Origin of the sequence: Bacteroides faecichinchillae JCM 17102 (assembly GCF_000614145.1) — a bacterium.
Lineage (GTDB): Bacteria > Bacteroidota > Bacteroidia > Bacteroidales > Bacteroidaceae > Bacteroides > Bacteroides faecichinchillae.
In genome coordinates, this window is record NZ_BAKK01000023.1 from 23,381 (window position 1) to 46,064 (window position 22,684).

The 22,684-nt window shown below is 38.3% G+C and carries 8 protein-coding genes and 4 pseudogenes; 3 read left to right on the plus strand and 9 right to left on the minus strand.

The window, feature by feature from the left end; translation table 11 throughout:
• Window positions 1-8: 8 nt before the first annotated feature.
• From tamL to JCM17102_RS12395, 6 genes and pseudogenes are all read right to left on the minus strand, one after another.
• Complete coding sequence (gene tamL / locus JCM17102_RS12370; protein WP_025075359.1) at window positions 9-2,348, minus strand: translocation and assembly module lipoprotein TamL; 2,340 nt, start codon at window positions 2,346-2,348, stop codon at window positions 9-11.
• Window positions 2,349-2,350: 2 nt separating this feature from the next.
• Window positions 2,351-6,861 (minus strand): annotated as a pseudogene (locus JCM17102_RS27480) (translocation/assembly module TamB domain-containing protein).
• 84 nt (window positions 6,862-6,945) lie between these two features.
• Window positions 6,946-9,302: pseudogene (locus JCM17102_RS27485) on the minus strand (ATP-binding response regulator).
• 3 nt (window positions 9,303-9,305) lie between these two features.
• Window positions 9,306-10,661 carry an MATE family efflux transporter gene (locus JCM17102_RS12385; RefSeq protein ID WP_033886798.1) on the minus strand — a complete coding sequence of 452 codons (1,356 nt, stop codon included), beginning with the start codon at window positions 10,659-10,661 and terminating at the stop codon, window positions 9,306-9,308.
• 5 nt (window positions 10,662-10,666) lie between these two features.
• On the minus strand, window positions 10,667-11,905 hold the full coding sequence (locus tag JCM17102_RS12390) for a M16 family metallopeptidase (protein ID WP_025075361.1): 1,239 nt from the start codon (window positions 11,903-11,905) through the stop codon (window positions 10,667-10,669).
• Window positions 11,906-12,742: a peptidylprolyl isomerase gene (locus tag JCM17102_RS12395; RefSeq protein WP_025075362.1), complete on the minus strand. Its 837-nt coding sequence runs from the start codon at window positions 12,740-12,742 to the stop codon at window positions 11,906-11,908.
• Between the two features lie 90 nt (window positions 12,743-12,832).
• Between JCM17102_RS12395 and JCM17102_RS12400 the strand changes: the two genes are divergently transcribed.
• From JCM17102_RS12400 to JCM17102_RS12405, 3 genes and pseudogenes are all read left to right on the plus strand, one after another.
• Window positions 12,833-14,191: a sigma-54-dependent transcriptional regulator gene (locus tag JCM17102_RS12400; RefSeq protein WP_025075363.1), complete on the plus strand. Its 1,359-nt coding sequence runs from the start codon at window positions 12,833-12,835 to the stop codon at window positions 14,189-14,191.
• A pseudogene (locus JCM17102_RS29745) lies at window positions 14,173-14,461 on the plus strand (sulfatase); the annotation flags it as partial. The gene JCM17102_RS12400 and the pseudogene JCM17102_RS29745, both read left to right, overlap by 19 nt.
• A 263-nt stretch (window positions 14,462-14,724) precedes the next feature.
• A complete protein-coding gene (locus tag JCM17102_RS12405) occupies window positions 14,725-14,919 on the plus strand; it encodes a hypothetical protein (RefSeq protein WP_025075364.1) in 195 nt (64 codons plus the stop codon).
• Window positions 14,920-15,028: 109 nt separating this feature from the next.
• On the opposite strand, the pseudogene JCM17102_RS27490 reads toward JCM17102_RS12405, so the two are convergent.
• The 3 genes and pseudogenes from JCM17102_RS27490 to JCM17102_RS12420 all read right to left on the minus strand — a co-directional run bounded on the left by JCM17102_RS27490 (window position 15,029) and on the right by JCM17102_RS12420 (window position 22,641).
• Window positions 15,029-16,602: pseudogene (locus JCM17102_RS27490) on the minus strand (glycoside hydrolase family 76 protein).
• An 18-nt stretch (window positions 16,603-16,620) separates the two neighbouring features.
• Window positions 16,621-18,279: a LamG-like jellyroll fold domain-containing protein gene (locus JCM17102_RS12415; RefSeq protein ID WP_025075365.1), complete on the minus strand. Its 1,659-nt coding sequence runs from the start codon at window positions 18,277-18,279 to the stop codon at window positions 16,621-16,623.
• Between the two features lie 321 nt (window positions 18,280-18,600).
• Window positions 18,601-22,641 carry a hybrid sensor histidine kinase/response regulator transcription factor gene (locus tag JCM17102_RS12420; protein WP_025075366.1) on the minus strand — a complete coding sequence of 1,347 codons (4,041 nt, stop codon included), beginning with the start codon at window positions 22,639-22,641 and terminating at the stop codon, window positions 18,601-18,603.
• Window positions 22,642-22,684 lie beyond the last annotated feature (43 nt).

A 22,684-nucleotide genomic window follows, 5' to 3' on the forward strand; every position in this document is an offset into this window, starting at 1 on the left:
AAAAAACTTTAAAATGGGTAACCGATGGCAAAATGTATTCCCAGATTCTTCATGAAAGATCCTGTAACATTGTAATAACCCTTTCTATCAGTATCATAAGGAAGATGCAAAGGGATACCAAAATCGAGACGGAACACAAGAATATCCATATCATAACGAATACCGACTCCTGTACCTAATGCAATTTGCTTGGGAAAGGTTTTCAGGCGAAGTTGAGAATCTGCACGATCTTCGTCTTTACGAAGTAACCATACATTTCCCGCATCCAAGAAAGTAGCTCCCCAAAGACTCCTAAAGATCCGAAAACGATATTCAATATTGGCTTCGAAACGGAATGTTCCTGTTTGATCTAAATAGGAGTATTGGCTTTCTGCCGGATGATAGCCACCCGGTCCAATGCTACGTACCGTAAACGCACGAATACTATTGGCACCTCCTACATAAAATTGCTCGCTATATGGAGCTACCAAAGAATTGCCATAGGTAAAGATTGCACCCAAAGCCAGACGACTGGCTATTTTATTATTTTTATCCATATTCCAAAGATGACGTATCTCGGAATTCAGCTTCACAAACTGTGCAAAAGGAGCGCCCAACAGACTCTTACCGTGTTCATCAAAAGATTTGCCCAAAGCACGATAAATTACAGAAGTCAGGTTCCCGGCAGAAGTGACGGTAGACTGCCACCAGATAGGATTCTTCACCCAACGCAACGGAGAATTGTCATAGGTATAGGTATACTCCATTGCAGGGATAAATTGATTTTGCAAACTAACATACAATGCAGGATTAGCAGTAGCAATCTGACGAAATTCATCAGATTGATGTTGCAAAACATTAAATGTCAGTTTAAATGGAGTAATACTATGTCGCCTCGTTCGTGAGGGTTGGAAGTCATAAGTAGCATTTCCCCCGAATGATAACAGTTTATAATATTTGGCGCGATTCAACTGATCAATATACACACGAAAAGTAGTAGACGCCGGAAAGTCGAATTCACGTTTACCTAAATGCGGGAAAAGTGCTCTTGGGAAAGTTAACGACGTAGAAACTCCCATCTCCCAGCTATTCATTAGAGAACTTTTCTCGCCTCCTCCAGTCTGCCATTCATAAGAACCTTTTAGTTTTACATTCCAGCTTTCTCCTCCTCCGAATACATTGTTACGGGTAACACCAAAAGAAGCACCAGGACCTGTCTGGTCATTGCTCTTGGTTACTACATTTAATTCAAGTTCCGCATCCAAGGGCTTGGCAAAGGTAGCTTGGATCGTTACATCCAATGTATCACAAGCAGCTGTTGTGTCCCGAGGTGCATACTGCAAATCAAAATAACTAAATATCCCTAACTGACTTATTTTCTGTTGAATCTGCTCCTGACGATACTGACTGTAAAGACGGGTACTATTAGCAGCCCGCATTCGTTCATTCCGTACAAAAGCCTGATAGTTCAACCAACGATAAAGCATATTAGGACGTACACGCAATTTATCATAAAAATGTATATTCAGGTTTCCATAATGCAAACTGTCATTAGGTTCTTCTCCGTTCTTTCCAAACAAATAGACTGAACCATTTCCCACATAATAAGGACGTTGAGCAGCAGCTGGTAATCCGGGGATTGGAATTAACCGAAGACTAACATTTCCTCCCGGCACAAGAGTGGTATCCGCCTGATAAGTCATATAATCAGGACGGAAATAAAAATAGCCGCGGTTACGCAACAAACTACTGATGCGGGTACGCTCGTCATCCAAATCTACTACATTAAATTGCTCACCGGGTGTCAGATAGGATGCACGTCGCCCTTTCTCCATGATCTGCAAAGTCTGAGGAGTGAAACGCTGATAATAAACCGTATCAATAAAATAAGGATTCTTCATATCCACAGTATACAGGATATCAGCTTTCAGACTATCTTTTTTATCGACTACAGTTTTATAAGATACCGTCCCATTGAAATACCCGTAATCATGAAGCAAATTAGTAGCTGCCTTCATACGCACTTCGGGATTGACCGCAGAGATAAATACGGGAGGATTAGCTGCAAAACGGTTAAACATCCACCGACCAAAACCTTTTTTATACTTCACAAAATCGTTGTACATCCATACTTTAAAAGGAAATGGTAAAAAACCTAATATTTTGGTACTAGGAGTTTTATTAAGAGCAGCCGATACCTCGGTTATAGCAGCGTCACCTATGGGTGTTTTCGATTCGTTCAACACAACTGTCTTTTGCCCTGTATACAGTACTTCACCTTCCGGGAGATTTTTCGTCAGCGAACATCCCATCAGGAAACAAATGCCTATCAGGCTACAAATCCATATTGCAATATAGTTATGTTTCATTCTTACTTCTTTTTCTTAAAGATAAACAATTCACCTAGTTTGTCCAATTTCTTGCGTAGAATCAAACCGACTCCGGTTTCAGTTATTTCTCCTTCAAGTACACTTTCGTAATTCTTATCATAGAACAAACGGACATAACGGGTTCCTGTACGGTCAAGACGATACTCAAGAGAAATATTGTCGATAAAGGATTCTGCATCATTGGTTGCATTCTCACCTGTAGACACTTTACCGCCAATAACAATTTGGAAACGATTATTGAAGAAACGTTGAGAATAACGGAAACTGTAATCCGTACGCTTTCCTCCTGTATCCGTAGTATTATGATCTTCAATACCTACAGACACACTTGCATTCTTCAAATTACCCATCAATGCATTAATCTGACTACTAAGTACTGAGTTTAAGGCAGCTCCCATGTTCAAACTACCCAATCCGCCTCCACCACCTCCAATTGGTCCGGTGCCGAGATATGTCTTAGCAACCATAATGTAGAGTGCCTGTTTACCCCGTTCTTCTGCTCCCATGGCAGTCAGTTCATTTTGTATCGTTGCATCTTCGGGAGCAGATACATCAAATGCAAAGGAAAGATTATCCAACCGATTCTTTACAATAATAGATACGTCGAAATTTACCATTCGCGTTCCACCATTTTCGCCCTCGGATACAGAAGCCCGAATACGATCAGTTGCTTTAAAATTCAATAATGGATCCATGAGATTTCCAGTCCATTCAACATAACTGCCATTTTCTATCGCAAATTCTTTAGCTGCAATAACAGGTAAAGCATACTTCATCAAACCACCAGTCAGTGTGTATCGTCCGGTCAACGTCATATCACCTTGTGGCGTATATTTCAAAGAAAGATCACCTCCACCTTCAAGTTCGACACGATCATCACTGCTTGCATCCAGATCGACTTTCAGACGGACAGATGGATCGATGTGTACCATCATGATCATATCCAAACCTCCTAAAGATACGGTTGGCACCTCCTGTTGAACTACTGTAGTAGTATCACTAAATGAAGTAAAGGTCACCAAACTTCCCAAGCGGTCCTGTACTGTCAATGGAGAATCTGTCAGCACATAAGATACATCAGTACTACCCAATAAATCTATATTTCCGCGCATATTCAAACCATCCAACGGACCTTTCACTGTTGCTTTGATATCTGCTAACACCTTTCCATAAACCAGACTTTCGCGAGTACGTTTTGCATTCAATAGTGTATAATTCTGTGCCTGCATATCTAAATTTGCCATCGGACGACTCATATCACGAAAATCCACATAACCATTAATGGTAAACGGATTCTTTCCGGTAGTATAAATAGCAAACTTATCAAATACCAAACGATTATTCTTCAACCCTATAGGACGATTATCAAGCAAGAAATTAGCCCCATATTGGCGAGAAAGAACATTCACACTGTCCAATATCAGCTCTCCATTTATCAAAGGCTGTTGTGTACTTCCCGTTATATGTATGTCCCCATCCATATCTCCTGCCAGTGTTACTATTTGATTCGGGATAAAGACGTTTGCAACACGTAACGGGAAATGCTCTAATGTAGTATTTATCTCAAGACTGTCTTTACCGGTGTGAGTAGGTATTAATTTCCCATCTGCCACCATTATTTCTACTTGCTCATGATTCAAATAAGCATTTATGTACTGTTTACCCTTTTCGCCCGGTAACCAAGTCGCACCCAAGGTTATATCACCGATCCGTTGCCGCTCATAAGTAAGTTCATCAATAGCAACCTCGGCAGATAGCTGTAGATCCTTCTCCGTTTGTATATAATGAGCTTCGGCAGTGAACAGTCCGGTGATTTCCGGGAAATATGGTAATACACTACTAATCTCTTTCAAACGTATCTTTCGAGCCTCGATATCGAGATTCTGTAAAGATACGGTATCTCCCTGTACAGAATGAACTCGAACCCCCATTCCTTCATTATCCAGCATATCTACATTAGCGTACACACGCATGTTTTTATGTAAATAAATCCAGTTATGGTTTTCATTAAAATGGAACTTACGGAATGCTATAATGGGTTCTTTGGGAATTAATGTAAAGGCAATACCATCTCCTTTACCATTTCCACCGACTAAAGGACGGGCATTAACTCCTAATAAAACACCAGTTTTTCCTCGCACATTTTTATACTCAACCATTAATTCAGCATCCTTATCATGTATCTCTCCAATCAATGAAGAAGAAAATGAGAATTGCGGATTTCTTGGCCCGTTAATAACGCTCCATGAAACTTCATCATGGTAGTGTCTTGCTTTACGGTAAAAAAGATAGTATCCAATTGCAAAGTATCCACTTTCAGAGCATGAACAGCAGCCTTACCGTTAATTCCCCAATCAGGTGCCGAACCAAATTTCAAAGAAGCATCATGATATGAAATATTTCGTGTTGCCAAGAAATATGCCAACGGATTCTCCTGGCCGGCAGAAAAAGAAAATATAGCTGATGGCAAAGCTTTGCGCAACTCTGCATGATTCAACGACTTCTCATCAATCTGTTTCATTAGTATATCGACAAAATGGGTAGATTGACGAATCAGAGGATAAACTCCGGCGCGTGCACTTAAGTTAAGTTTCATATCACCTGCTATCAGATGAGTGTACACCCGATCTTTACGGGCTTCCGCAGTAAAGTTAAATGCGAGCGGACGTTTCAGCGGTTTCGGAGCAATTCCTAACTCATGTAAATCTAATTGAGTAACGTCCATTGTTACTTTTCCATCAGGATATTTATGCGCCAAATGATATTCAGCATCAGCCGTCATCTTCAACAAAGCATTGTCACTTATCAGATGGGCAGTAGCTAAAGCTCTTTTAAGGTCTCCTGTCAAATGAATGTCGGAAATATGATATTGAGCATATTGAAAATGATCAACAGTGAGGTCTAAATTTGCTCGAGAACGATAAGACATGACATCCAATCCGCGTCCACTTGCTTTTGCAGAAAGTGAAAGTTCATACAAAGAATCTTTTGGCAAAAAATGATGCAATTGCAAATCAGTTACTTTCAGATCTGCTGTATATACTTCGCTTGATGTATTCAAAGCCGCATTCGCATCGATCGTACCTCCTTTATTCTTCAACTTCAATTTGACCTTGTATTGTGGTCCTTTTATATCTACTTTAGTCGATAAATTCATACTATCGGGAATCACTAACGTACCGTTGGGAGCAGTACCCATCAATGCGGTCAGAAAGTTCAGATTACCTGTCTTCATTTCCAAACCGATTGTTCCTGAACGAGTCAGACTATCCGCCAAATTTTCCATCAATCCTCCACCTTTAGCAGAAAAAGCTCCCGGTAAATCAACCGTAAAACCGGAAATTTGCATTTGCTTCAAATTCCCTTCCGTCCCTGCACGAATGACGAGTGGACGGAAAGGATAAGCTTTTTTAAAGCTATCCGGCAATCCTCCTGCAAACAACAACACATCTTCTTTACCGATAAAAGCATTGAAACGGGCAGTTAATCGTCCGGCAGTCGGAATATTAATTAGTTCCCAATAAGTTTGTGCCGTCAAATTCATTTCAGAATGAGGTGTCTTTAAAATCAGATTGGGAACACGAATAATAGAATCATTAGAAAATAAATGCCCGGTTAGTGAAGTAATACTTAAACCCGAACGTTCATTCATCGTAGCTTCACGAATGATCGCATTCATATCTCGCCCCTGATAAAGTAAAGAATCCAATCCAATCTGAATATCACGGACCGCAATATGAGAAGCATCGAAACCTTTCGCAGGCTCAGCATTTCCTGTATCATAACTGGCAGAAGCACCCGATAGGAGAAATTGTTTCAAAGCATAAGACTGATTCTTCAGGTCTGCATAGCCTTCATTGATCGTAGCTTCTCCAATATGAGCAGCCATCTTCATCGAGTCAGTAGGAAGTTCCATATTGAACGATATATTATTTAATTTCAGTTGATGAAGGTCTATTTTCCAGTTTATCGGTGATGTGGCAGTAGTATCTTTAGGCGTCGTTGTAGTATCATTCATTAACAATTGTACATGGGTATCAGAAAGTTCTGCCCGATTGACAACAGCTACTTGATTAGGCAGATCAACCCCATGACTTTCCAATAGAAATTGTCCTAGAACGCCTTGAACTTTCATACCTTCTATTAAATTAGCAGAATTAACGACTACATTCTTCAAGGTTATATCGTCCACTTCTACTTTTCCTTTAAAAAGAGGCATTGCCTGTACATGTACATTCAGGCTTTCCAATGACAATAAAGTATCCGGTTGCTGAATAACTTCTACCCCGCGCACTAATAAATTAAGTGGAAAACGTAAATCAATCCGCTGAATTTGAATATCCATTCCAGTTGCTTTTGAAGCATATGATGTAACCTCCCGACGTAAAAGATTCTGTACGGGAGGAATATAGAGCAATACCATCAGTATCGCAAAGAGTAATACCGGGGTAAGCAGTATCCAGCTCACCCATCTTATCCATTTTCGTTTCATGCAGGATGTGTCAGTGTATAAAGATGATACAAAGTAAACAATTAAATCTGAAAAAAGGTTTGGCTACAAGGCAAAACTTGCTTATCAACAGGAATCACGTTTTCCATAATTTTGTGCCAAATGGATTACTTTCTGAATTAAGTTCAACACTTCTTTTGTCGTTATATGTATTTCTTGAGTAAACTCCTCACTACGACGCCCTTCTAACCAGCTCAACTTTGGAACTATTTCAACCGCACCAATTAAAGTAAAAAGAGGAAGGAGTTTATGAGCCATAGCTGCTATTCCATCTACTTGTTTGTTATCCAAAGAGCATTGCATTTGGGCTGCATTCTTTATAGTTTCTTCAATGAAACTCTTTATAATATTTTGGGCTGCTTCCGGATCATCTTCGGAAAAGGCAGTTAAGGATGAAAAATTCAACGAAGATGTTTCAGACGAATTACAAGAGGGCGTTGGGGGGACTGAGTTTTTACTTCATCAGTTAGAAGTTTCTCTTTATCCAGTACTACCTGTCCACCATATACTACAGAAAGCAATTCTTTGATAGTAAAAGGTTTATGTAAACAACCGGCAAATCCATGTTCATGCAAAGCCTCTTCATCCATTTCGCTTCGTGCAGTAACAGCTATAATCGGAATAGTCCGTGCTTGGGAAATATTGGATGCACGCAATAGTTTCACCAAGTCAAATCCATTAATAGCAGGCATTTGTATATCGGTTAATAATACGTCAAATTCAGAAGAGCGAAGCTGTTCTATCAGTTCTTCCAATTGTTCACAACAAACTGTTACAATCTGCGATTGTGCCAACATAGCAGCAGTTAGACTTAATTGAATTTTATCATCATCGATAAGAAGAATCCGCAAAGTCTTTTGAGGATTAACAGTCTCAAGATTTGCAGATTTCTCTTCCAATGCCTCCGAATATTTATTTTCCTTCACTGATCTGCCCACAGGATAGAGGGGCAAGATTACAGTGAAACAGCTTCCTTCTCCCAACGTACTCTTTACATCAATCTCACCTTCAAGAAGAGTGACCAGTTTTTTCACGATAGACAGACCAAGTCCAAAACCTTCCTCTCCCTGTGCACCAGGAAGTCGTGTGAACTCCTGAAATATTCGTTCACGATCCCCTGGAGCCATTCCTTTTCCTGTATCTGTAATAGTAATTGTCAATCTGGATGAACGATAGGAAACATCTAATGTGATTCCTCCTTTTTGAGAAAATTTCACTGCATTCGACAAAAGATTATTCACGATCTGACGCATCCGTAAAGGATCACTGATATATTTATCCGATAATTCAGGAGCTATATTACATTTCAAAGCCAATCCCTTTGCAGCGGTTAGCGGTTCAAAGCTAACACGTATTTCTTCAAACATTTGGGCCGGATTGAAAACAATACGATTGACTTCCGCTTTGTTCAGATCAAGTCGATGAAAGTCCAGCAGATCGCTAACCAGCTTCAACAAATGTTCTGATGAGCTTTTCATGTTTTCCAAATAGAAACGTTGTCTCTCATCTTCCGTTAAATGGGAAAGTAATTCTGTATAGCCCATAATGGAACCTAATGGCGCTTTGAAGTCATGAGTTATGGCAAGCATTAGTTTCTCACGCGCAACAAGTAGGTCTTCCGCTCGTTTATTAGCTTCCTCCAGTTGTTGTCGATAACGATTACTGCGAGTGATATCCCGACCGATCAGCACCAGAAAAAAGCCGGACAGCAACACTGCACCAATGGCAATTCCCGCAATAATACGTGCTGAACGCATTCTCACAGCCTGCTGTAATTCTGCATCCTGTTGGGCGCGAATAGACATTTCCTCCTCATAACCTTTGATGAGGCTATCCATTCTTGCCGTCAGTTGATTATTCATCCGTTGATATTTCGTACTGGTACGCCGAATACTCTTTTTCTGTTGCAAACGTTTCTCTTCATTCGCCATACGTATTTTCTGTTGAAGAGAATCGGTTGTTGAAGTAGCAGGTTCCAAAATTGTATCTGTCGCAACTTCCAAAGAAGTATTCACTAATACGGCACTATCCTGTTTTGAAGGTACAAATGCTTCTGCTAAACGTTTAAAAAAACTTTTCTTCTTCGGAGTGGTCAATAAAGAATCACGTTTTGTAATCACCCGATGTTGCACACGCTGTACGGTTATCACTGAATCCTGCTGTTCCGAAATAATTTCTTCAATTTCTGAAGTAGAAAGCAAATTGTCATTTGCCTCACTCAATACCCGTAACATTTGAAGCGTATTCTGGTCCTTCTCATGAAGAAGTAACATCAAACTATCTGTCCGTAGATTTTGCTGGTTATCGGCAGCCGACAACTTTTCCATCTCATGATGCACAAATATCAATGAGAAAAGAAGAATCGCCAACAATAGAGTATATCCAATGGTGATTTTCAGTTTAGTAAAACGAAAAGAAGACATAGATTATAAATATGATGAATTTGCTGCCAAAGTTCTCGTCTTCTGACGAAAACGTAACCATAACATAAACCCTGCACTAGTCAGTCCAAAAGGAAACGCCATCCAGACACCTACAATTCCCCAATTCATCATAAAGCCACAGAAATAGCCAACAGGAAGGGAAATCAGAAAGTAAGCGACAAAAGCGATGAACATCATCGGTTTCACATCAGAAATTCCCCGCAAAGCATTGGCAAATGTTATTTGCAAACCGTCACCAAACTGGTATACCAGAAATGGGAAAATAAGAGATGTCACCATAGCTGCAACTTCCGGACTATCTGTAAACCAATTACCCAAATGATTACGACATAGAAAGACTATCAACGAAAGTACAAAACCTAAAACCATCATCACATGAAAACCGGCATAAGCTGAACGACGTACATTAAGCATATCATTTTGACCTTTAAAGTTACTAACACGAACAGCAACAGCAGCTCCCATTCCATAGTACATCATGAAAGTAAACTGAGAAATTGCTAACATAACCTGATGAGAGGCTAAAGCTATAGTGCCCAACCATCCAATCATTATCGCACTCAAACTGAAAGAGGCTGTCTCCATTCCCATTTGCAAGGCAATGGGCCAACCCAAACCATTCAGACGGCCAAATATCGTACGCGACCATCCCAAACGGTAAAAACCTATTTTATAACGAAGAAAACGGCGACTGCGTAAAAAGACTAAAACAAAAATAACGACCATCATAATACGGGAAAACAAAGTACTAATACCTGCCCCCAATAATCCCAACTCAGGGAAACCAAGTTTGCCATAAATCAGAATATAATTCCCGATAATATTCAATACATTTCCACCCAACAATATCCACATGGCCGTTTGTGTATCAGTTATACCATCGGTAAATTGCTTGAATCCATTGAAAAGCATAACGAAAATCAATGAAGCAAGCAAAACAAGATAATAAGGTCTTATTAAGGGGATCAGTTCTTCCGGCTGTCCAAGATTCTCCAGATTGAAATAAAGGACACACATACATATTGTAAGCAAAACAGCTATCAATAAATTCGCCAATAAACTACAACGTAGTGCTTGACCGGCAGGAGCAAACTGATGGGTACCATACAACCCTCCTACAATAGGTGTTAATCCGTACGAAAATCCTGTGCTAAAAATAATAACCAGATTGAACACATTATTAACAAAAGAAGCTGCTCCCAGTTCTATTGTGCTATGATGTCCGATCATTAAAGTATCGGCAAAACCTAGTACTATAACCCCAATTTGCCCGATCACAATCGGCAAACCCAGATAAATTAATGCTTTATAGTGTTCTTTGTATATCTTATAGAACATTGCTTTCAAACACCTTGTTTTTTATAATACAATATAACCCCATTCTCTTTTCGAAAAGCTGTCTGGGCTACATCTTGCAACTGCTTTGCAGTTACTCTACGATAACAATCCACCTCAGATTCCAAATCTTCCGCCTGTCCAAGTAGTTCGAACCAGGCTAAATTAGTCGCTACATTCAAATAATTGATATTTCCGAATATCTGAGTCGATTCAAACTTATTTTTTACTTTTTCCAATTCCTTTGCATCCACTGTTTCCTGCTGTAAAAATTCTAATTCTTCCCGTACAGCAGCTTCAGCTTGTTCCAAAGATACACCGGCTGATGGTTTCCCACAAATATGGAATAAACCTGCATCTACACTACCGGCAATATATGCATCAATACTAGAGAATAGTTGTTTCTCTTGTACAAGACGCTGATTGAATCGGCTGGAACGTCCGTTACTTAATATATCTGATAAAATATCGAATGCGTAATAATCTGAAGAATGATGATCGCACATGTGATATGCCATAAATAAAGAATCAAGCGGCACATTGCGTTCCACCGTCAATCGGCGTTCTTCTGTTTGTACCGATTCCTGTGGCAGATTTCTTACTGGTACTTCCCTACGAGGAATAGATCCAAACCACTTTTCCGTGAATGCCACCGCCTCTTCAAAAGAAATATTTCCTGTAACAGCCAGTATTGCATTATTCGGAGCATAGAAGCGGAAGAAGAAATCTTTCACTTCTTCCAAAGTCGCATTAGCAATATGTGATAAATCTTTTCCAATGGTCGGCCATTGATAGGGATGTGTCCGATAAGCCAAAGGACGCAAAAGATGTCCCACATCTCCATAAGGTTGATTCAAACAGCGCTGCTTGAACTCTTCCATTACCACGCCCCGCTGTACTTCCAGACTCCGTTCACTGAAATCAAGACTCAGCATACGATCGGATTCCAGCCAAAAACCGGTTTCCACATTTTGCCGAGGTACAGTGAGGTAGTAATTGGTAATGTCATTGTTTGTCCAGGCATTATTCTCACCACCCGCCAATTGAAGCGGCATATCATAATCGGGGATATTTACCGAGCCGCCAAACATCAGGTGTTCAAACAGATGGGCAAAACCGGTATGTTCGGGATGTTCATCACGAGCTCCCACATTATATAATATATTAAGGGCTACCATCTGCGTACTTTCGTCCTGCGAATGTACCAGACGTAACCCATTGTCAAGAATATGCCTGTTTATTTTCATTTATTCTACTTCTACTTTTACAATTTTCACATCTTCTTCAGGACGGTCACTACGATCCGTTTTCACCTGCTGAATCTTGTCTACGATATCCATTCCTTCTACCACTTCACCGAACACAGTATATTCACCATCCAAGTGCGGAGTTCCTCCTATTGTAGTATAAGCTTCTACCTGTTCGGGAGTAAAACGGAATTCAGGTTGTTTGGCTGCCTCCTCCTCTGCCTGGGCAATCAATTTATCCTGTAACTCAAGAAGACCTTTTTCATCATTGTTTTTCCGCATTTTATAGATATCTTTCATGTGTTTTTGAGCTAAGGTATTAAAAATAAGAGTGACCTTATTTTCATTCATCCCTCTTTCCATATTTATCAGGGTAGTGTCGTTGTAAACTTTACCCGTTACTATATAAAACTGACAACCGGATGACTCTTTCTTCGGATTCACATTATCTCCTTGACGGGCAGCAGATAAAGCACCTCTCTTATGGAAATATTTCGGATATACAAATTCTGCCGGAATAGTATAACCTACATCACCCGAACCCAACATTTTTCCTTTCGGAGCATTCTTTGATTCCGGATCACCGGCCTGTATCATAAACTCTTTAATCACACGATGAAACAATGTTCCGTCATACACTCCTTCTTTAGCTAATTTGATAAAGTTATCCCGATGTTTCGGTGTCTCATTATACAACTTAACTTTGATGTCACCCAAAGTTGTTTCAATCTTTACCAATGTTTCCTTATCCATATTATCTCCTTTTTTGTTACCTGTTTTACAAGCCATGAGTCCGAAAAACGATATGGTTAATAGTATTAATACAATCTTTTTCATAACACTTTTATTTAATTTAAGTTTGCAAATATACTACTTTCACTGAAATCCTCTTACCTTTGTACCTTAATAAAAGAGGAAAAACCTGATATGATGAAATCTATATTAATCGTCGAAGATGATATCACTTTTGGGATGATGCTGAAAACCTGGTTAGGTAAAAAAGGATTTGAAGTATCTTCGGTAAGTAATATTGCCCGTGCACGCAAGTATATCGAAAACCAAGAAACAGACCTGATTTTATCAGATTTACGTCTACCTGACCAAGATGGTATCGATCTCTTGAAATGGATGAACGGGCAGGATAAAAAGATTCCTCTCATCATTATGACTGGCTATGCAGACATCCAATCTGCTGTACAAGCGATGAAATTGGGTGCACGAGATTATGTCGCAAAACCAGTGAACCCAGAAGAGCTACTGAAGAAAATATCGGAAGCATTGCTAGAAGAGCAAACTCCTGCCACTCCCACTGCTAGTAAATCTTCGCCTAAAAAAGTTGTTGCTAAAGAAGTTACAGAATCGCACCGGACATACTTGGAAGGAGAAAGTGAAGCTGCCAAACAGTTATATAATTATGTTGGTTTAGTAGCTCCCACTAATATGTCTGTACTTATCAACGGTTCGAGTGGAACCGGAAAAGAATATGTAGCTCACCGCATTCACCAGCTTAGCAAACGGAATGATAAACCATTTATCGCAGTAGATTGTGGCTCTATTCCTAAAGAATTGGCAGCTTCCGAATTCTTTGGTCATGTGAAAGGTTCTTTCACTGGAGCTTTGAATGATAAAGTCGGTGCTTTCGTCGCTGCAAATGGGGGTACGATCTTTTTGGATGAAATAGGAAATCTCAGTTATGAGGTACAAATACAACTGCTCCGGGCTTTACAGGAGCGAAAAATACGTCCTGTCGGCTCAACTCAGGAAATAACGGTAGATATCCGCCTTGTATCTGCAACCAACGAGAATCTGGAACAAGCTATCGAGAAAGGTACCTTTAGAGAAGACCTTTATCATCGAATCAATGAGTTTACTTTACGAATGCCGGATCTGAAAGATCGTAACGAAGATATCTTACTGTTTGCCAACTTCTTCCTCGATCAAGCTAATAAAGAATTGGATAAGCATTTAATCGGTTTTGATTCCAAAGCATCCAGATTGCTAATGGATTACCATTGGCCTGGTAACCTGCGCCAAATGAAGAATATTGTAAAACGTGCTACTTTATTAGCTCAGGGCAGTTTCATCACCCCTACCGAACTGGGAACGGAACTATTAGAGACTACTGTGACTAATATTACAAGTATGGCTTTAAGAAATGAAGAATCTGAAAAAGAACATATATTGGAAGCATTACGACAAACTGGAAACAACAAAAGTAAGGCTGCCCAATTACTAAACATAGATCGAAAAACATTGTATAATAAATTAAAGCTATACAACCTATAGACGGAATCAGCTTCATCCCTTTATTAAAACACACTGGTACTCCTTCTAAAGGATGCAGCCTTTTCTGGAATATGCCTAATAACTGGGAAAAAGAAACTATTCAATATTTCCAATGACATAATTGAGAATAATGATCTCAGCTCTCTGCATCCGGATATTGTAAAACGGGGTTCCAAAGAATTAGGGAGTTATCTGAGAAAAGTGAGTGGACAACGCTCTAGCTTCAAAGCTACTAATAAACCTTACCCTTGGCCGGATGAAATAAATTAAAATACATATAAGCAAACAGGGAGTGTGGAATAATTCCACACTCCCTGTCTACATTTTCCCCACATTCCTCAGAATTTTTCACGACTAGTCACTTCTTCATTTTATTCATATCACTATATATCAACTTATTACCCTTCCTCTCTCTTTTTGGCACGTGCTTTGAAACATATTTGAACGTAAGCGTAAAACGAAACAACCGATTCCTTAACACTTATAGAAGAGAATTGAAAACATATGTCTAATAATCTTTAAAGCAAACGATTATGAAGAAATTAGTTTTAGTAGTAGCAATGTTTATGTTTGTTTGTGGTGGTTCATTCCTTGTAAAGGCCCAAAGTAACTCTGAGAAAGCTGTGACAGCCCCTACAGAAGTGAAAGCAATTGTTGTTGTTAATGACACAGTAGTCACAGACACCGTTGCCAAAGACAGCACAACAGCTGAGCCTGTCAAGGAATAACCTCACCCAAAACTCGCAGGAACAAAGTTTGCCGAAGAATAGTAAGCACACTACAAAAAAGCCATCCCTACTTCAGTCTATTCCGGGGATGGCTTTTTTTATTCAAAAATTATCGATTCTCTCTTTCCAATACAGCCAACCGAGCATACAATTCTACCAATGCTCCTTGCATCAATATTTCCCAGCTATTCTTTGAAGTCCCTCCTCGCAAATCTCATCATTCAAAAGATTATTACTCTGATGACAACTACTACTCCAAGCATGAAGCAATGATTTTTCTATATCATCAATATACTTACGATCATTATCAATAGAATAGAGTTCGAAGAATCCACGACACATAATTGTATTAAACCAAGCATGCCCAGGAGAAAGAATATTAAAACTAAGATTTAACTCTTTCGAACGATAAGGCATAAACCACTTTTTGTGGCAACTTTTAGCTATGGCGTAAGCTTCATCCAGATATTTCTGCTCACCGGTAATCTTATACAACAGACAAGCTGCCTGCAAAGGTTGTCCTGAATTATAGGAATATTTATTCTTCTCAATATCACCGGGTAAATTTGGATTTTCAGTATTCGGACGTACATTATCGAAGAAGAGATGATCAGACTTATCCTGTAAGACATTAATCATATAATCATAATATTTGATAGCCCAATCTAAATACTCCTGATCATGAGTTGCTAGATACATCTTGCAACCTAATACCGCTGCCGGTCCAGTGGAACAGGAATGTTTACTTGTGCTAGGTTCGTTTAATTCTTTCCAATGAATACCTCCCCCGCAAGTCTCGTCCCAACCATGATCTTTCAGGTAGTTCCAAACCACTTTAGCCTGAGTTAAGTATCGCATTTCATTGGTTTCTGTGTACCAATCAATCATATCGAGACCAATCCAAACATTATCGTCAAAGAAACGATCATTTCCTGCAGCCGGATAAACAGAATAAGCTAGAATATTACGATCCATCTGACAGAAATATTGTATCCCCGTAAACATCTTTTCATCCATTGACTTATATTCATTCTCAATCTCACTTCCCTTAGCAGCTTCACGCATAGCAACGAATGCAGAAAGGCCTGCCCCTTGTCCCCATACCAAAGCATCACCATCCCAATAAGCACCACCATTGTAAGGGTAATTACTTCTCCAGCAACTTCTTGAACTTTTACCAAAATATAATGCAATGACGGAAGTCATATAAGAATGTGCACGTTCTAACATAGCGGGTAACTTTATCCCCGGCTCCTCCTCCTTTTCATGGTAAGGAGTTACTGTACGACTTTTAGCTACAGAACGTTTACCCGCTTTATTAATAGCTACTACAGCAACTTCATAAGTAGCCCAATAAGGCACTTTCAATAAGTACTCATTCTTTTTCTCACTTTGTGCCGGCAATAAAACATGTCCCGGAGTAAAAGCATGGGTCGAAACATCCATCGTTATTTCTTTATAAGAGATCTCTACCAAATCCAGATCACGATTAGTAGGATTCACCCATTTCACAAGAAGTTCATTCTCATTACTGGTAGGTTCTACAGTAAACGAACCCACTGGAGATATACTACCATTCACCGGATCACTTATCTCAACATCTTCCTTGTTATCATCACTACAAGACGGGAAAACTAATAAAATGAAAAGGCTTAAAATAAATAGTTTATATATTGTTTTCATACTTCTTTAATTTAAAGTTTACTTAAAAGGCACTACAACAGGAACTTCTTCAAACTTATCCATGGGGAATTCTATATTATTAAAGCTATCATATTTACATACATGCATCAATAACTCATGATCTGAGTTAGTTCCATCTTCAATATATGCAACGGGAGCACCAGCTGAGAAATCCCAACGTCCCAATAATCCCTCTGTATTTTCTTCCACAAAATTCCATGCATTCGTTTTAAGTTGGTCTTCCGTACGACAAACTGACCAGATTCGTGCTTCAAGTATAGCACCACCAAAGAACCGTACATTATCAAAAGCCTTTCCTATGGAGATTTTACCACCATCACCACCTGCACAAAGGTCTATTTCAGAGAAATTCAGACTATTCTCTTTTATTTCACCCCAATCCACCTTGCTGCCATTAATATAAAGTTTGTACTTGTTTTGTGGATCATTCTGTTCCACATCACAATCAACGACTAATGCGAGGTGCATCCATTCTCCAAGTTTAATTACATCATGTCTGGTCCTCAACTTCAACTTGTCTCCCGTTCCAACCAAATCAATCACTCCCCATTGATTTCCCCCTTGTACTCCTTGATCACCATCATCGCCACCACGAAGAATAAAATACCCTTCCTTCCCCATGAAAGTCTGTAGCCAATAAGTATTATCAATGCGGCAGGTTAATTCCCAAGTCATCTTTTTTAATTTGAAGTTATTGTTTTTTGCTTTCAATGCATCAGCTCCAGTGCCAGACATTTCAGCAAAGTGAGTCCAAACAGCATAATCTCTACCTAAGTTCATGGCATAACGTTTATCCGGTGCTATCTTTACACGAATAGATTGTGATACCTGTTTTTTAGCATCAGTCAAAGTAAATGAAGTTTCTCCAGCCTTTTTCCCGTATACTGTAACCTTATTACCATAAATCTCCAAACGGATAATTTTTGTATCCCCTGCGTCCAAAACCTTATATTCCCCATTACCACTTGTAATTTCCACCTGTTTCTTTCCTTGATTCGCCTTCATTAGTATAACATCTTCATCAGCGTCTGTTAGAATCGGTTTCGGGGCAATTACCTCTAAAGTAACAAAAGCCTCTTTGCCTTTTCTATCAAGAACCTTAATCTCCGCATTACCTTGTCCTATACCCTTTACAATAAACTTTTCAGTATCTTCCAGTTGATCTTTACCCAAAATTTCAACGCATTGATTCTCATCCTCTATTTCTAATGAATATCCTCCGTTTCCTGTACATATTTCGACCATAGCTTCATCCTCGCCTTCTACATTTGAATAGAGTGTATACGAAGTCTCTTTCAGTTTTAAGTCAAACTCTGCAGCTGTATTTACCTGAATCTTAACACGCTGATAATACTTATCTTTAAGATATACGACTCCCTGAGCATTATTTTCTCCAGGTACAGCTGTCAGTTTTATCTTGTTACCATCAATTTCAGCGGTAACAACTTCTTCATTCGCAGAAGTCACTGTATATTCTCCATTACCGGATACAATATTAACTACTCGGGTTTCACCCTGCACAATATTCATTTCATTGGCATCGACTTTCAGCTCAACCATATCAGCAGGTATTCCATTGTTTTGGTCATCATTATCATCGCTACATGCACAAAAACAAAGCAGTGGGACGATCATAAAGTACTTTGTAAATTTCATAATACATTAAATTTAATTCAAACAAAATAAAAAGATAAAAGCTCTATTAATTAAAGCAATGCAGACAAAGGATCATAATATTGATTCATAGTTTTAAGATAAAAATTAAATATGTTTTTCACTCAATTAATTTATCGATAAAATTAAGATATTAGTCTACCTTTCAGTACAAAGAGTACATATTTTAAAACAATAGGCACATATATTTACTATTTTGGCACAATTACATTCTATTTTTACGATTACGGAATGCAAAATAATAAAAAATTAAACAAGGAGGCCTACTATTTACAGATAATATAATCATTCAAAAAACATCAATTATCGTTCTACTTCTCCCAAATGTTTTTCCCGGAATTCTCTTGGAGTACATTCATACTTATCACGAAATAATTTAAAGAAGGTTACCTTGTTCGAGAAACCTGATTCAAATACAACTTCATCAATTGTCTTTTTAGTCGTCAATAATAAGTCTTTCGCTATATGTAAACGACATTCTCTGATTAGGCTCGTCGGACTATCTTCACCCATTTCTTCCATTTTACGATATAGGCTACGAGAGCTAATAGCTAATTTATCTGCGATAAAACGCGACGTAAGTTCTTTGTTCGTAATATTATCATTTATAATCTTTAGCACAGATTGAAGGAATTTCTTTGAATCCTTATGAGTTAATTTTCCATCAGACTTCTCAAAGGAACTGATTGGAGAACTAAAATAATTCTTTAATACCTCTTTACGTTCCATCACTTGCCCTACAGAAATACGTAAATATTCTGCATTAAAAGGTTTCGTGATATACATTTCTGCTCCGGCAGAAAGAGCTTCCATCTGTTGTTCCATTTCATGCCGTCCAGAGACTATAATAATAGGTATATGCGATGTTTCTTTCGTTGATTTTATTTTTCTAATAAGCTCAACACCACTGACTTCCTGCATCATAATATCACAAATTATCACATTCGGATACACCTCATTCATCACTTGCTCTAAGCGTGAAGCATCTTGCAGAGTCAATACATTAAAATCACTAGAAAAGATTTCACCAATAAACCATAGCATTTCCAGTTCATCGTCAATTACCAATAAGGTAGGACGCAACTTATCAAATTCATAAACAGGTAACTTTATCCTTGGCTGTGTGTCTATTTTAGGAATATATTCAGAAGCTATCCGCTTGGAAGTATTCGCTTCTGTTGTCAAATCCAATTGCGGTAAAGTTAAAGTAAACAAGATCCATCCATCAGGAATATTCTCAACTTTCAAAGTACCATCCAAGAGTTTAGCCATATTATAAGAAATAGCAAGACCGAGTCCATTCCTGGAAAAGTTCTTATCATCTTGATTCTCAAAACTATCCAATATAGCGTAACGGTTAAAGATATATTGATAATCTTCCTCTTTAATATAACTCCCTTCATTAGCAACTCGAAAAATTAAATGATTATTTTCTGTTACATCCAACTCTAATTTGATTCCTTTTCCATCCGGAGTATATTTAAAAGCATTGGAAATCAGGTTAATAACTATAGTATTCAGAAAACCTTTATCGGAATTCCAGATTACTTGCTCCGGGATCTTACTTAAAAAAGAGAGATTTCTTGATTTAGCCATTTCAACGAAAGTCTTAGCTATACCTTTCATAATAGAAGAAACATCCAATGATTCAATGCGTACTTCCCTGTTACCTGTTTCAATACGGCGGAATTCGATAAGTTCATGTATAAGGTTATTCAGTCGTTCAGCATTTGTCTGAATCATTGTCACATAATCTACTACAAACTTACTAAGTCCTTTAGAAGAAAGAATCCGTCCGCAGGGCCCATAAATTAATGTTAGGGGAGTACAAAATTCATGAGCTATATTCGTAAAGAAACGTAGTTTTGATTCAAAAACATTTTTCTGATGACGCTTTTCAATTTCATTCAGTAGTTCCCGCTTCCTCCGTTGAGAACGAACGATGATAGAGTGTATCAATAATGCAGTAATAGAAAACAGACATATCGCATAAATTAGATAGGCCCACCAGGAGGCATACCAAGGATCAGCGATGCGAATCACTAAAGAGTAGACTTTACTTTCCTTGTCGAATACACTATTATAGTATTTTACTAATAAAGTATATTCACCAGGAGCCATGTTCGTAAAAGATACGGCACTTTCTTTACCATTATTAATCCATTGATCACTTAGTCCTTTCAATTTATAGAAATAAACACAATTATTTCCATTCAAATAATCGACGGAAGTAAAAGATACAGCAAAGAAATTCTGATCGTATTTCAAATTCAAGACTTCGTTTTCTTTCTTCTTAGTGATAAACTCACCTAAGTTATATTGCTCTCCAAAAATAGAAAGTTTATCAAAATAGATTGGAGGCATATAAAGTTGTTCTGGGAGTCCATCCGCCTGAATCGTCACAAAACCGTTGATCCCACCAAAAAACAGAGTTCCTGTTTCCGGATCCCTAAAAGCAGCCCCATCGCTGAATTCAACCACCTTTAGTCCGTCTCCGAAACCATATGAACGGAACACATTTCGTTTTGAATCAAAATTAATCAATCCCAGATTGGTACCCATCCAGAAATCATCAGGTGCATTTTTCAGTATAGTATGAATGGTATTATTCAAGAAGCCACTTTTGACATTAAAAAGCTGGTATGAAGTTTCTGAAGTATATTTTATTAACCCGGAACTTGTACCAAACAAATAATTATTACTACTGTCTTTACTGATAGCAAGAATATTATTTAATGTCATATTTTCATATTTATGAGTTGGAATTGGTTCCAAGCCATTGGTTATTTCATTGAAACTAAACACTCCATATCCTTTATTACCAAACAATAAATTGCGATCACTCTCCGAATAAATAGTGAAGAAATGGTTGGAACTAAATTCTCCTTTATTGATCACATAACGCTGTACATCTTCAAGAACCGGATTATCCGGTGTCCCGGCAACACGTGCTCTGATTACTCCCATTCCGACACTTGCCATCCAAAGTTCCGATTCTGTAGTTTCATAAATATCATGTATATACTTAATATTCTCATTACCAATTAAAATTGGTACTTTCTTCATACGTTTTTCTCGATAAGAGTAATAGTTCAACCCTTCCTCATCACCGATCCACAACACGTTCCGATGGCTTTTCGCAAAACAGTAGACAGCATTACTACCTAATGCACTATTCGCAGTAGTTACCGTCTCCGTCCAGCAATCGGAAATATTCTTATTCACTTCGTAGTCATAAATCTTAAGAATACCATTTCCTTTAGTACCCACCCAGAAAGTTTTCTCCGTATCCAAATACAATGCACGCACCGGACGTCCAATCTTTGCCGTATAATTATTTAAGACAATTGACTTAATAGAATAAAAAGGATTGGAATAAAGGTAGACTCCCTGACCGTCTGTACCAATCCATACAACATCTTGAAAACGGTCTTTTGCCAAACAGAAGACTCCACTATTAATAGGCAATTGTTGGATCTGATATTCATTACCATCCTTCTGCTTCTCCAACATCAGAATACCATCCATTATAAAACCGACAAAATAGTTATTATGATACTTAATAATGGAGGAGATTTTGCCACGTGACTGTATTTCCTTGCCTAAATTTGTAATCCATTCATTCTTTTTAGCCGGAATATGATAAACATAGAAGTTGTACTCTTTATCAACATAGAAAAGAGACTGTTCATCGTTGAAACAATAAAGTAATGAGGTTTGATAATCTAAACCACTTTTCTGGGGAATTAAGGTTATATCGCCTGTTGAATTCTCTAGTTGTACATCGTAACAACGGGTATACCCTTTCATTACGACCCACATACGATTGTTTATATCAAAAAAGAAAGTGATAATGTCTGAAACAGGAATTCCCGCAATATTGATTTTCTTAAAGCCCCCCTCCTTTTTATGGTAATAGTAAATACTGTTGCTATCCTGAATAATAAATAAGGTACCATTATTATCCTTATTCATAAAAAACAGTTTTCGAAATTCATTATAGCGAGTAATTGTATTTGTCTTGTGATCCAGCCGATTCAGTCCATAATAAGTCTGGATCCAATAAATATCCTCTCCAGTACAAACGATTTTGTCAATCAGATTACCGGATATATACTCACTGTTGTCATGGGGCTTAAATTCTTCAATTTCTTGTCCATCATATATATTCAAACCGTCACAAGTACCGATCCACATTAGTCCGCGTTCATCCTGACATAAGGAAGTTATTGCACTGTTGGACATATATTCCTTATCTGCAATCTGCTTCAGATTATAGGCATAAGCTGTATTCAACAACAGACTTACAATAAAAAACAAAAGTAAAATAGAGTGTTTCTTCATAGTGTTTCATTCATAGAATTGCTCTATGACAAAGGTAAAGAAA